Source organism: Spongiactinospora sp. TRM90649, from assembly GCF_029382225.1.
In the GTDB taxonomy this organism is placed as follows: Bacteria; Actinomycetota; Actinomycetes; order Streptosporangiales; family Streptosporangiaceae; genus Spongiactinospora.
Genome location: NZ_JARLTC010000002.1, coordinates 673,326 through 685,966, shown reverse-complemented (window position 1 = coordinate 685,966; position 12,641 = coordinate 673,326). Strand labels below are relative to the sequence as shown.

The window sequence follows — 12,641 nt, the reverse complement described above, 5'->3', positions numbered from 1 at the left end:
TTTTGTGAACTATGCGAATCGAGTGCGGACGGCGATGAACAGCGCGGGGACGCCGATCGCGCAGGCGAACAGCAGCGTCGCCGTCGCCAGCCCCGCCTGGGCGAAGGCCCAGCCCGCCGCGAGCGACGGCAGCGCCGCCCCGGCGTAGGCGGCCAGGTAGTAGCGCCCGGTCATGGTGGCCAGCCGGGCGGCGGGCACGCTCAGGTTGAGCAGCGCCAGGCTGCCCGCGTACGCGCCGCCCTGCCCCATGCCGACGAGCACGGCGGCGGCGAGCATCAGCGCGGGCGTACCGGCGGCCACCGCGACGGCCACGCAGAACAGCCCCACCACGCCCGCGACCAGACCGGCGCGGACGAGCGGGCCGGGGCCGGTGCGGGTGATCCAGGTCTGGGCCAGGGCCGAGGAGCCGAACATCAGGGCCAGCGCCAGCCCGCCCACGGCGAGGTTGTCCACCCGCAGCCAGGTGACCATGATCGTCGAACCGGTGGCGTTGAGGAACGCTCCCCCGGCGTAGGCGAAGAACGCCATCGCGGCGAACAGCGCGATCGGGCCCGCCGCCGCCGGGCGGGCGGGCGCGCTCGGGGCGGTGTCCGGACGCACCGCCCGGCCCAGCGGGGTCCGGGCCAGCGCGGCCAGCAGGACGGCCAGCGCGACCAGCTCGGCCAGGTAGATCAGCATCGTGGGCGCGGGGGCGTACTGGGCCAGCAGGCCCGCGCACAGCGGACCGCTCGCCAGGCCGAGCGCGCCCATCCGTGAGCTGGCCAGCGTCGCCCGCGCCACCCGGCGGTCCAGCGCCGCACGCGGACCGGAGCCCGCGTCACGGTCGGCGGGCGAGGTGTGCGCCGTCCGGGCCTCCGCCATGGCGGGTTCCGGCGTCGCCGTGGCCCGGCCGGCGGGGACCAGCTCGACCAGGGCCGCGTTCACCGTGGTCTGGTAGAGGCCGACGCCGAACCCCAGCACCGCGCTGGCCGTCAGCAGGTTGGGCAGGCCGGGTACCAGCAGCAGCGCCGTGCCCAGCAGGCAGCAGGCCACCGCCGTGAGCAGCACCGGGCGGCGGCCGAGCCGGTTGGAGACCGGCGCGGCCGGGAGCGCCACGATGATGCCCGCGACGAACACCGCGAAGACCACGGTGAGCAGCCAGCCGGGGAATCCCCATTCGCGCTGGTAGAGGGGATACAGCGCACTGGGGGCGCTGCCCGCGAACGAGGTGAGCAGGCTGCCTGCCGCGAGCCGCCGGTAGGTGCGGTCGGCCTGATCAGGTGCCCGGTCAGGCGCCCGGTGAGGTGCGCTGTCCAAGAAATGCCTCCGCGAGGAGTTCGGCCAGCGCCAGGGTCGGCAACTGGGTGTTGCAGCGAGGAATGGACGGCATGATCGAGGCGTCGGCGATCCACAGCCCGGACAAGCCGTGGACCTTGCCGTGGCCGTCCACCACGGCGTCGCGGCTGTCGCCCGGTCCCATCGCGCAGGTGCCGACGGGATGCCAGTAGGTGCCGACCGCCGCCGACGGCGGCCCGGCGGGGGAGGCTCGGGTGCGCAGCGGCCCGGTGGCGGCCAGCTCGCCCGCCAGGCGCAGGCCGTCGCCGAGCGCGGTGCGGTCGTGGCCGCCGGGATCGGTGAGGAAGCCCGGCTCGATGATCGGCGGCGCGGCCGGGTCGGCGGACGGGATCGATACCCGGCCCCGCGAACGCGGCTTCATCAGGAAGGCCGTGACGCCGACCTCATAGTGTCCGGGCGGCAGCGTGCCGAACAGCGGAGCGCCCGCGATCGGCAGCAGGTGCAGGTCCCAGGTGCCCGGGGGGCAGGCGGCGCTGCCCGCTTTGATCGCGACCTGGCTGGGGTAGAGGCCGTCGGCCTCCTCCTGCGCGCGCAGCGCGGCGGTCAGGCCGGGGGACGGCGCGAGCCGCAGCGTCCGCGACGGGTGGTCGATCAGGTTCGCGCCGACGGCCGGAAGGTCGAGCGCCACCTCGATGCCCAGCCGCCGCAGGTCGTCGGCGGGTCCGACGCCGCTGCGCAGCAGCACCCCCGGCGAACCGTAGGTCCCGGCGGTGAGCAGGTAGCGCTCGGCCCGCAGAGTCTCGGCCACGCCGCCGCGGATCACCCGCACGCCGGTCACCCGGCCGCGTTCGATCACCAGCCGGTCGGCCAGCGCGCCCGCCATGATCTCCAGGCCGGGGCGGTCGCGCCGCAGGTACGCCTGGGCGGCGTTGACCCGCTCGTGCCCGGCCGCGTTGATCGGTGGGCGTCCCGCGCCGCGCGGCGGCCCCAGCGCGGCCATGTCGGCGATCTCCGGGTAGCCCAGCTCGGCCGCCGCCGCCAGGCTCGCCGTGGCCCACGCGGTCAGCTCGCCGTCGGGCACCTCGCGCAGCCCCATGGCCCGCACCGCCCGCAGCCGGTACGGCTCCAGCGCCCCGGCGCAGAGGTGCGGCCCGCCCAGCGCCGCCCACTCGGCGAAGTCCCCGGGTGCGCCCCAGGTGTGCCAGCACCCGTTCACGCTGGAGGAACCGCCGAGCACCTTGCCCCGCAGCCGGTACGGCGGGCCGTCGCCGTCCCACACCTCGTCTCTCGGCAGCAGCCGCGCGTCGCGCAGCCCGCCCGGCCAGCCCTCGCGGCCGGGGCCGTGGTCGGGGCCGCCCTCGACCAGCCCGACCCGCAGGCCGTTCCGCTCGGTGAGGCGTCCGGCCAGCACGCATCCCGCGACGCCGCCCCCGAGCACCAGGTAGTCGAAACCCCCGGTCGCCATGCCGCTCCTCTCAGACGGTGTGACTTAGACGGTGTTCGGGCCGGTCGCGAGCCGCAGCCCGCGCTCGCCGTACCGCAGCACGGACAGCGAACCGGGGGGCACCGTGACCCCGGCGCGGTAGGCGCGCAGCGGGAGGTCGCCCGCGTGGGCCAGCAGCAGCCGGATGACATGGGCGTGGGACACCACGACGACGCGCCCGCCGGGATGCGCGTCCGCCAGGTCGCGCACCGCCGCCACCGTCCTGGCCAGCACCGCCGCGCCCGGCTCGCCACCGGGCGGCGCGACCGTCACCGGGTCGTCCGCCCAGGCCCCCTGCTCGACCGACGCGGTCACCAGGCCCTCCCAGTCGCCGAAGCGCAGCTCCGCCCACCGGGGGTCGGTGCGCGCCTTGAGCCCCAGCCGGTCCGCGATCGGGCCGGAGGTCAGCGCGCCGCGCACGGCGGGGCTGCTGACCACCGCGTCCACCGCGCCGAACCGACCGTCCCCGAGCGCCGCCGCCAGTCGCCCGGCGGCCTCCGTCCCGCCGTCGGTGAGCGGTGTGTCGCAGTCGCCGCAGAACACCCGGCGCCGCGCGCACGGCGTTTCGGCGTGCCGCACCAGCAGCAGTTCCAGCGTCATCCCCGGCCCTCCAGGTCGCGGGTCAGGCGGGTGAGCAGGTCGCGCTGCCGGGCCGGGTCGCGCATCTCGCTGAACACGCGGGTGCCGCCCTCGGTGGAGGACGGGCGGATCAGCAGCCACTGCCCGTCGGGCAGCAGGAACTTGGTGCCGTCGGTGCGGCCGACCCCGCGCACGGGGAGCCCGAGCGCGCCCGCCGCGCGTTCGGCTCCGGCGGCGTCGAGCCGCACCCGGGGCAGGTGCAGCTCGGTCCAGTGGCTCGGCCCGTGCCGCGCGGCCAGGGCGGTGGTGAGCAGGCCGACGCGGGGCTGCCCGGTCGCCGCCACCAGCCGGTCGAGCAGCGCGATCGCCACGGCGGGATCGCGGTCGCGGCCGTAGCGGGCGAAGGCCAGGTCGCCCACCGCGCCCGCCCCGGCCGCGCCCTCGGCCAGCAGCGGGGCGATGTGCTTGAACCCGATCGGGCACTCCGCGAGCGGCCGGTCCTGCTCGGCGCAGACCCGCGAGACGATGGACCCGCACGAGACGGTGACCGCCACCCCGCGCCGGGTGCCCGGCCGTTCCCACAGCCCGCGATGCTCAAGCAGCAGCGCGAACAGGTCGTGCGGCAGGATCGCCCGGCCGTCGTGGGCGATGATCCAGATCCGGTCGCCGTCGCCGTCCAGGACGATGCCGAAGTCGGCGCCGGTGCGCACCACCTCGGCCGACGCGTGCGCCCGGGTGGCCGCCCGCACCGGGTCGGGGGTGATGCCGCCGAAGTCGGGACGCGGGTCGGTGCGCGTCTCCCGCACCCGCCAGCCGAGCGCGCGGCACAGCCGGGCCAGGCCCGCCCCGGCGATGCCGTGCACGCCGTCGAGGATCACGTTGACCCGGGGACGCCCGGCGGGAGCCTCGCCCGTGACGCTCACGTGATGGTCACCCTCCAGACTCCGCACCCGCTCGCCCGGCCATACGTCAATGGCTTCCCCGCCGGGCGGCGGGCCGAACGCCTCGGGCAGGTGCTTCTCGATCCGGTGCTCCAGGTCGCGGCCGGGTGGCAGGCCGGGGGAGACCTTCAGCTTGATCCCGTTCCAGCCCGCCGGGTTGTGGCTCGCGGTGACCAGCAGGGCGGCGTCGAACCGGCCGGAGCGGACGGCGAACGTCGCGGTCGGCGTGGGGACGAGCGGGGCCAGCGTCACGGCGGCGAAGCGCGCTGCGGCCTGTGCGACGGCCCGCGCGGCGAGCGGTGAGGTGGCCCGGCCGTCGTGGGTCACCAGGAACGCGCCCGCGCCGTCACCGGTCAGCACCCGTGCCGCCGCCCCGCCCAGGGCAGCCGCTGACGCGATCGTGAACTCCGTGCCCTCCGCGCCCCGCCAGCCGTCCGCGCCACGGGTGAGCCTGGGCGCGGCCCGCCGGTTCACCGCGCCGCCCTGCTGGACGGGCGCTTGTCGGCGCAGGCCAGGGCCTCGTCCAGGGTGGGCAGTGCGCCGCGTGCGCCCGGCCCGAGGGTGGCCAGGCCGCCGACCGCGTTGGCGAACCGGAGGCGGTCGTGCGGGGCGAGCCCGCTCAGCCGGGCGACGGCCAGCGCCGCGCAGAACGCGTCGCCCGCCCCGGTGGGATCGACGGCGGGCAGCGCGAACGCCGGTTCCTCGGCGAACTCCGGCTCCAGCAGGGCCGAGCCCGCCGCGCCCCTGGTGAGCACCCACTCGTGCCCGGGGCGGGCGATGGCCTTGCCGTACATCAGCCGGTGCTCGTCGCGGTTGACCACGACGGTGTCGAAGTCCCCCCGGGCCAGCGGCAGGAACTCGGGGGAGCTGTAGATGCCGCCGGGGTTCCAGCAGAGCAGCGGACGCCGGGCGGCTCCGTCGGCCCAGGCGGCGACGGCCTCGATCACCGCGCGGGGCGGGTCGAACACCAGCACGCCGTTCACCTCGGACGGATCGACGGCGGCCAGGTCGGCGGGGGTCGGCTCGGCGTTCGCGCCGCGTTCCATCAGCATGTAGCGCTTGGTCGGCGAGGTGGGGATGAACACCCGCCCGGTGGGCGCGGCGCAGCGGCGCACGTGCCGGGTCGTGACGCCGAGTGCGGTCAGGTCGGCCAGGATGCCGGTGCCGTCGGCGTCGTCGCCGACCGCGCCGAGGACGGCGGCCGACGCGCCCAGGCGGGCCAGCGCGCCCGCGCAGTTGCCCGCGTGCCCGCCGTACGCCGTGACCACGCGGACGGTCGTGGAGCCGTCGTCCTCCGGCAGGTGACCGGCGTGCAGGATGTAGTCGGCGTTGAGCGAGCCCACGACGAGGAAGCGCAGGCCGCTCGGCCGGGGCCGGGGGATCATGGGGCGATGTGGGCGACGCCGCTGATCTCGACGCGGATGCCCGGCTCGGCCAGCCGGGACACCTCGACCAGGGTGCTGCTCGGCGCGGGGTCGGCGAGCAGCCGGTCACGGACGGCGGACACCGCCCGGAAATCCGACATGTCCGTCAGGTAGATGATCAGGCTGACCAGGTGCCGCAGATCGCCCCCCGCGCCCGCCAGCACCTGGCGCAGCCGCTCGAAGACCGCCTCGGCCTGCGCCCCGGCGTCGTCGCGGCCGATGACGCCCCCGGCCGCGTCCGTGGCCACCTGGCCGGAGACGAAGACCAGCGAGCCGGTGCCGACCGGCACGCGGATCGCGGGGGAGTACCGCCCGATCGGCTTGCTGTGTCCCGGGGGCAGGATCGCCTCGTGCGCGGGCGTCGCCGTCATCGCGCCGCTCCTTCCTGGAATGGTCCGTAGGTCTCGGTGATCGCGCTCAGCCGCAGCTCGCGCAGTTCCACATGGGGCGGCAGGTCGATGACGAACCGGATGACGTCGGCGACGTCCTCCGCGGACAGCGCCCCCGGCCGGTCACCGGGGACGCGCCCGCCGAAGTGCGTGTCCACCCGGCTGGGCAGCAGCGTCGTCACCCGCACGCCGAGCGGGCGGACCTCGGCGCGGAACGTCTCGGCGAGCGACCGCAGCGCCGCCTTGGACGCGCAGTAGTGCGCCCGGCCGGGAAAGGGATAGAGGGAGGAGTCGGAGCCGACCACGATCACCTGGGCGTGCTCGTGCCCGGCGAGTGACGGCAGCAGCGCGCGCAGCACGTGGAACGCGCCGTCCAGGTTGGTGGCGAGGGTGGCCCGCCACTCCTGCGCGGTCAGCTCGGAGAACGGCCGCCAGCGACCGCCCCCGGCGTTGACCACCAGGGCGCGCAGCGGGCCGTCCGCCGCGAGATCGCCGGCCGCGTCCGCCACCGCGTCCGGGTCGGCGACGTCGACCACCCGGTGCCGGGCGCGTCCGCCGGTCCGGGTGATCTCGTCGTTCGCCGCGGCCAGGTCGGCCTCGGTGCGCGCCCACAGCGCGACGTCGTGACCGTGGCGGGCCAGCCGCACGGCGGTCGCCCGCCCGATGCCCCGGCCCGCCCCGGTGACCACGATCCGGTCGTCGCTCATGCGGTTCTCTTGCGGGTGCTCATACGGGTTCTCCGGGGACGACCTCCAGGCGGGCCGCCACCGCCTCGACCGTCTCCGGAGCCAGGTCGCGCAGGAGCTGGAAGGCGATCGACACCGCCTTCACGCCCGGCTCGTCCCGGCCGCCGATGGAGACGATCCGGTCCTGGCGCACCAGGCCGCAGGCCGGTTCGTGGCCGATCTCCGCCGCGAGCAGGGCCCGTTTGGCGGCGTGCACGGACACCCTCCCGGTGCCGGTCAGCCCGGCGGCGGCGAGCAGGAACGCGCCGGAGCAGATCGAGTACACCAGCGCGCCGTCCTCGTAGGCGTGCCGTACGGCCGAGAGCGTGCGCTCGTCCCTCGCCGCCTCGCGCGCCCCGGCCCCGCCCGGCACCACCAGCGCCGCCGCGCCGGTGGCCGCCTCCAGCCCGGCCTGCCGCCGCACGGCCGCGCCGCCGCCGCAGACGATCTCCGGGTCGGCGGCGACGATCGTCACCGCCAGCTCGTGGCCGTCCGCGGCGTAGCGGGCGGCCTTCACTAGTGGCGCGTACGCCCCGAAGAGGTCGAGTTCGTCCACCCCCGGATAGGCGAGCAGGACGATGTGGGTCCTGGTCTCGGTCCGGATCTCAGCCGGGGTCGTCGCGGTCATCGGCGCACCGGCCCTCCCGCCTTCAGGTTCGCGAGCCGGTCGAGTTCGGCGCAGGCCGCCTCGGCGGCCTCCGGTTTGACGTGCCCGCCCGCCGGCGACTTCAGCACCGTCGCGGCGGCGGCCGGGAAGCCCGCCAGGCCCAGCCTCCGGCACACGCCCGCGATCCGGATCAGGTCGATGATCACACCGGCCGCGTTGCTGGAGTCCTGCACCTTGAGCTTGAGGTCGACCGAGATCGGGGTGCCCGCCCAGCCCACCGCCTCGATGTTGATCACGGCCACCTTGTTGTCGCGCAGGTGGGCGATGTGCCCGGCCGACGGGATCACCTCGACGGCGTCGAGCACGACCTGCCCGGCGGCCAGCGCGTTCAGCTTGGACTGCCGCTTGCTCCCGCCGTGGTCGCGCAGGTTCCTGAAGTCCTCGTTGCCGCCGAAGTTGAGCTGGTAGGAGCTGTTCAGGGTGAGGCCGCGCTCGGCGAGCAGGATGAGCAGGGTGCGGTGCACGACGGACGCGCCCAGGTGGCTGGCCAGGTCGTCGCCCACCAGCGGCAGCCCGGCCGCCTCGAACCTGGCCATCGTCTCCGGGTTTCGCGCGACCGGTTCCGGTGTGCAGTTGACGAAGGCCACCCCGGCGTCCACCGCCGCCTGGGCGTAGGCGTCGGCGGCCCGTTGCAGGCCGGTGGGCAGGGAGTACAGCAGCACCTCCGCGCCCGCGTCGGCCAGCGACTTGACCACGCGCTCGGCGCCCTCGCCGGTCTGGGCGTCGATGCCCTTCTCCACCTGGACGCCCTGCGGGGGCACCTCGACGTCCAGGGCCGGATAGTTGTTCGGCGGGGCGAACGCGCCCTCACGTAGATCCTGGCCGATCTTGCCGGGGTGCACGTCGTAGGCGGCGACGAACCGCACGTCGCCCACGCCGATGCCGCCGATCCTGGGGCGGCGGATGCCCGGCAGGCCGTCCTCGCCGGTCTTCCCGATCATTTCGCGGTAGAGGTGAACGCCCTGGAGGAGGGCCGAGATGTTGTTGCCCACCCCCGCGACGGCCAGCCTCACCGGTCCGCTGACGTCCATGTTCCCTGTTCTCCGTTCACCGTTGCCTGGTCTCCGTTCACCGCTCGGTCGATGAGTCGCTGGACGGCGAGGCCGTCGGCGAAGCCGGGCACGGGCTCGGCCGCTCCGGCGAAGGCGCGTATCAGGCGGGGATAGGGGTTCATCCCGGTCGGCGGGTGGTCGCGCCTGGGCCCCGCGCCCGCGCGCAGGAACCCGGACCCGTCGGTGGGATCGGCCTCGGCGTGCAGCGTGCCCCGCGAACCCGCGATGGTGATCGAGAACCGCCGCAGCCCGGTGGACACCCGGGAGACCAGCACCCTGGCGGGCAGCCCGTCGCCGGCGGTCAGTCGGCAGTCGGCGATGTCGTCGGTCCGCGCGGCGATCGGCTCACCGGCGGGGCCGGTGCGTACGACCGGGGCCCGGCGGACGGCCGAGGTCACCGACCACTCCCGCCCGGTGGTCCAGCGCAGCAGGTCGAAGGCGTGCGCCCCGAGGTCGCCGAGCGCCCCGGCACCGGCGACGCCCGGGTCGTGCCGCCACGGCCACGGGGTGCGGCCGTCCGCCATGAAGTCGTGGTGGAAGGCGACGTCCACGAAGTACGGCTCGCCCAGGTCGCCGCCGAGCGCGTGCTCACGGGCCGCCTGGAACGCCGGGTTCTCCCGCCACTGGAACACGACGCCCGCCCGCGCTCCCGGCCGGTCGGCGGCCCGCGCCATCGCCTCGGCGTCGGCGACCGTGTGCGCGAGGGGCTTCTCGCACAGCACGGCCCCGCCCCGTTCCAGCACGGCCACCGCGAGTGCGGCGTGGGTGTCCGGCGGGGAGGTGATGACGAGCAGATCGATGTCATCGGATCGGGCGAGCTGCGACGCGTCCGGAGTGATCTCGGGGACCTCGAATCGGGCGGCGAGATCAACTGCCCGGGATTTAGTGGATCGATAGGATAGAGCGCCTATCCGGATCTCCGCACATTCGCGCAGCCAGGCGAGATGGGCGGCACCGAATCCGGTGCCGACGACCGCAGCACGCATGAACTCTCCTCTTGACTCCCCGATTCGCGCAATGGCCTGGTTCAATCGCGCTGGGCCGCGATCACGGTGCGGATCACGGGGGCCACGGCGGTCATGGCGTTCGCCCCGGCGTCCAGGATCTCCTCGTGGACGACCGCCTTTCCGGTTATTCCGGCGGCGATGTTGGTGACCACCGAAATACCGAGGACCCGCGCCTTGAGCTGGTGGGCGGCGATGGCCTCCAGCGTGGTGGACATGCCGATCACGTCGATGCCGAGCGTGGCGAGCATCCGGACCTCGGCGGGGGTCTCGAAGTGCGGGCCGGGCACCGAGCCGTAGACGCCTTCGATCAGCGAGGCGTCCGCGTCGCGCGCGAGGTCGCGCAGCTCGGGCTGGTAGATCTCGGTGAGGTCGAGGAAGCGCGTGCCGTACGGCTCGGGCGGCGGCGGGCCGGTGAGCGGCGAACGGCCGAGCAGGTTCACGTGGTCGCTGATCAGTATGGCCTGGCCCACCGAGAGGCCTGGGCGGATGCCCCCGGCGGCGTTCGTGATCACCACGGTGTCGCACCCGGCCAGGACGGCACTGCGCACACCGTGCACGACCTGATGGGGTTCATAGCCTTCGTAGAGATGCGTCCGTCCCTGTAGCACCAGGGCCGGCACGCCGTCGACATCGACCGAGACGACTTGGGGGACATGACCGGAAACCGAGATCTCCGGAAACCCGGGGATCTCGGTCATCGGGATGCTGTGCACGATCTTGCCCAGATGGTCGACCAGGCTGGCCCATCCGGTGCCTAGGACGACGGCCACACGGTGCCTGGCCACCTGGGTACGTCGGCTGATGTGATCGGCGGCGTGCTGAGCGGCTTCATAAGGATCAGTCGCAAGCATATTTTCGGACGCTACAGCGACCGATTGCTGCAAAGAATGTCAATCTCCGATAATCGGTAACACCAAAATCGGCGATATTTGATGACAGATCATGTCAAACCTATATGAGCCTGACCACACGCCTCAATTTCTGAATTTCTGCTGCTCAACAGCATCAGATTCGCCGTGGACCACACGCAATACATTTTCGGTTGGCCGCTTCGCCCCCCGCACGTGCACCCAACCAAGGGAAAGACTCAGCGGGCAGCGTCGATCCGCGCGGCGGGCTCGCTGAATACCCAGGGGTCGGCCTCGGCCACCGAGACGAAGTCGGTGGGATACCCCACCTCGAACTCCACGGCGTCCGTGAGCCGCCGGGCCACTTCGTCCGGCAGCTCGACGTCCACCGCGCCCAGGTTGTCGGCGAGCTGGGCCGGGTCGCCCGAGCCGATCAGCGGGTGCACGTTCCGCGAGCGGGAGAGCAGCCAGGCGATCGCCACCTGAGCCGGGCTCACGCCCAGGCCGGCGGCGGCATTCCGGACGGCACGCGCCGCCGCGTGGTCGCGCGCCGTAAGAGAGTCCGGATCGACCCTGGTGGGCTTCTCGGGCCTGCTGGTGTCGGTGAACTTCCCCGACAGCACCCCGCTCGCGAGCGGATGGTAGGCCGCCACCGTCATGCCGTACGCCTTGGCCAGCGGCAGCAGCTCCCGCTCGATGTCGCGGTTGAGCAGGTTGTAGGGCACCTGTAGCCCCGCGAACGGGGTCCAGTCGCGCCACTCGGCGAGCGTGTTGGCCCGGCTGACCAGCCACGCGGGCATGTTGGATACGCCCACGGAAAGGATCTTCCCGGACCGGACCGCGTCGTCCAGAGCCCGCATGGTCTCCTCGATCGGCGTGTGCCGGTCCCAGATGTGCACCCAGAACAGGTCGATGTGGTCGGTCCGCAACCGCCGCAGGCTGGCCTCCAGCGAGCGGGTCAGGTTCTTGCGGTGGTTCCCTGCCGCGTTCGCGTCGCTCTGGTCGCGGGACAGCGTGTACTTGGAGGCCAGCACGAACCGGTCCCGTCGCTCACCGAGCAGGTCGCCGAGCACGTCCTCGCTCTCGCCGTACGCCGACGCGGTGTCGATGACGTTCCCCCCGGCCTCGGCGTAGGCGTCGAGCATGGCGAGCCGCTCGCGCGCCGTGTCGGCCCCGCCGCGCTCGTAGAAGGTCATCGCACCGAAGAACAGCTCGGACACCCGGATCCCGGTCCTGCCGAGGAGTCGATAACGCAACTCGGATTCCTTTCCCTGCCGGGCGGGCCGATCCCGCCCGCGACCAGCCTGCCGGGAGTTCGCCGGAAGAGGGAGACCGCGCCGAGACAGGCCCTCGCAGGGCCACGATTAGACTCGCGGCATGGGAGAAAACGAGCTGGGGGCGTTCCTCCGATCGCGGCGGGAGGCCGTGGCGCCGGCCAGCGTCGGGATCCCGGGCGGGCCGCGCCGCCGTACCCCGGGGCTGCGCCGCGCCGAGCTGGCCACCCTGGCGGGGGTCAGCGTCGAATACCTCACCCGGCTGGAGCAGGGGCGCGACCGCAGGCCGTCCGGTGAGGTGCTGGGCGCGCTGGCCGACGTGCTGGGCCTGTCCACCGATGAGCGCGTCCACCTGTACCGGCTGGTCAAGGCGATGACCGGCACCACCTGCCAGGGCGGCGGCGAGCCGCCCGTCCAGGTGGTGCGCCCCACCGTCATGGCGCTGCTCGACCGGCTCGAACCCGCCCCGGCCCTGGTGATCGACCAGGCCTGCGAGGTGCTGGCCCGCACCGCGGGCTTCGACCGGCTCGCCGGGCCGCTGGGCCTGCTCGACGCGGAGCCGGTCAACCTGGCCAGGTTCACCTTCACCGACCCCCGCGCCCGTGCCGCGTTCCCCGACTGGAACGCCGTCGCCGACGAACGCGCCGCCGCGCTCCGCATCGCCGCCTCGCTCGGCGACCACCGGGCAGCCGTCCTCGCCGAGGAGCTCACCGCCGCGGCGGGCCCGCCGTTCGCCGAGCGCTTCGCCGCCCTGGCCGCCCTCCCCGCCCGCACCGGCCGCGAGCACTGGTCGCACCCCGAGGCCGGTGACCTCCACCTGGCCTACGAGAGCCTCGAAGTGCCCGCCACCGACGAACAACGCCTCATCGTCTACCTCCCCGCCGACTCCCGCACCGGCGACGCCCTCGACGCCCTCTCCCTGGCCGCCCGGAGCGTCTAGCCGCAGGTCTCCCGGTAGGCGACGCTCCCGAGGTAGC

Annotated in this window: 13 protein-coding genes; 1 reads left to right on the top strand and 12 read right to left on the bottom strand. The window is 74.3% G+C overall.

Features of this window, described 5'->3' with window-relative positions; genetic code table 11:
• Window positions 1-9 precede the first annotated feature (9 nt).
• The 12 genes from P3X83_RS03300 to P3X83_RS03245 form a co-directional block, all read right to left on the bottom strand.
• The gene (locus P3X83_RS03300) at window positions 10-1,296 is read right to left on the bottom strand and encodes an MFS transporter (protein ID WP_277302967.1); all 1,287 of its coding nucleotides are present in this window, start codon (window positions 1,294-1,296) and stop codon (window positions 10-12) included.
• The gene (locus tag P3X83_RS03295; protein WP_277302966.1) at window positions 1,268-2,740 is read right to left on the bottom strand and encodes a GMC oxidoreductase; all 1,473 of its coding nucleotides are present in this window, start codon (window positions 2,738-2,740) and stop codon (window positions 1,268-1,270) included. Before P3X83_RS03295 ends, P3X83_RS03300 begins: the two co-directional genes overlap by 29 nt.
• Before the next feature lie 24 nt (window positions 2,741-2,764).
• Window positions 2,765-3,358 carry a histidine phosphatase family protein gene (locus P3X83_RS03290; RefSeq protein WP_277302965.1) on the bottom strand — a complete coding sequence of 198 codons (594 nt, stop codon included), beginning with the start codon at window positions 3,356-3,358 and terminating at the stop codon, window positions 2,765-2,767.
• A complete protein-coding gene (locus P3X83_RS03285; RefSeq protein ID WP_277302964.1) occupies window positions 3,355-4,752 on the bottom strand; it encodes a hypothetical protein in 1,398 nt (465 codons plus the stop codon). The genes P3X83_RS03290 and P3X83_RS03285 overlap by 4 nt, the downstream gene beginning before the upstream one ends.
• Entirely contained in the window at window positions 4,749-5,663 is a 915-nt protein-coding gene (locus P3X83_RS03280) for a PfkB family carbohydrate kinase (RefSeq protein ID WP_277302963.1), read from the bottom strand. Before P3X83_RS03280 ends, P3X83_RS03285 begins: the two co-directional genes overlap by 4 nt.
• A complete protein-coding gene (locus P3X83_RS03275; protein ID WP_277302962.1) occupies window positions 5,660-6,073 on the bottom strand; it encodes a RidA family protein in 414 nt (137 codons plus the stop codon). The genes P3X83_RS03280 and P3X83_RS03275 overlap by 4 nt, the downstream gene beginning before the upstream one ends.
• Window positions 6,070-6,798: an SDR family oxidoreductase gene (locus P3X83_RS03270; protein WP_277302961.1), complete on the bottom strand. Its 729-nt coding sequence runs from the start codon at window positions 6,796-6,798 to the stop codon at window positions 6,070-6,072. The genes P3X83_RS03275 and P3X83_RS03270 overlap by 4 nt, the downstream gene beginning before the upstream one ends.
• A 19-nt stretch (window positions 6,799-6,817) precedes the next feature.
• A complete protein-coding gene (locus tag P3X83_RS03265; protein WP_277302960.1) occupies window positions 6,818-7,444 on the bottom strand; it encodes a DJ-1/PfpI family protein in 627 nt (208 codons plus the stop codon).
• A complete protein-coding gene (locus P3X83_RS03260; RefSeq protein ID WP_277302959.1) occupies window positions 7,441-8,514 on the bottom strand; it encodes an inositol-3-phosphate synthase in 1,074 nt (357 codons plus the stop codon). Before P3X83_RS03260 ends, P3X83_RS03265 begins: the two co-directional genes overlap by 4 nt.
• Window positions 8,493-9,521 carry a Gfo/Idh/MocA family oxidoreductase gene (locus tag P3X83_RS03255; RefSeq protein ID WP_277302958.1) on the bottom strand — a complete coding sequence of 343 codons (1,029 nt, stop codon included), beginning with the start codon at window positions 9,519-9,521 and terminating at the stop codon, window positions 8,493-8,495. The genes P3X83_RS03260 and P3X83_RS03255 overlap by 22 nt, the downstream gene beginning before the upstream one ends.
• Window positions 9,522-9,562: 41 nt before the next feature.
• A complete protein-coding gene (locus P3X83_RS03250; RefSeq protein ID WP_277302957.1) occupies window positions 9,563-10,393 on the bottom strand; it encodes a purine-nucleoside phosphorylase in 831 nt (276 codons plus the stop codon).
• 236 nt (window positions 10,394-10,629) lie between these two features.
• Window positions 10,630-11,646, bottom strand: coding sequence for an aldo/keto reductase (locus tag P3X83_RS03245; protein WP_277302956.1), 1,017 nt, complete (start codon window positions 11,644-11,646; stop codon window positions 10,630-10,632).
• Between the two features lie 121 nt (window positions 11,647-11,767).
• Between P3X83_RS03245 and P3X83_RS03240 the strand changes: the two genes are divergently transcribed.
• On the top strand, window positions 11,768-12,604 hold the full coding sequence (locus P3X83_RS03240) for a helix-turn-helix transcriptional regulator (protein ID WP_277302955.1): 837 nt from the start codon (window positions 11,768-11,770) through the stop codon (window positions 12,602-12,604).
• Window positions 12,605-12,641: the final 37 nt, after the last annotated feature.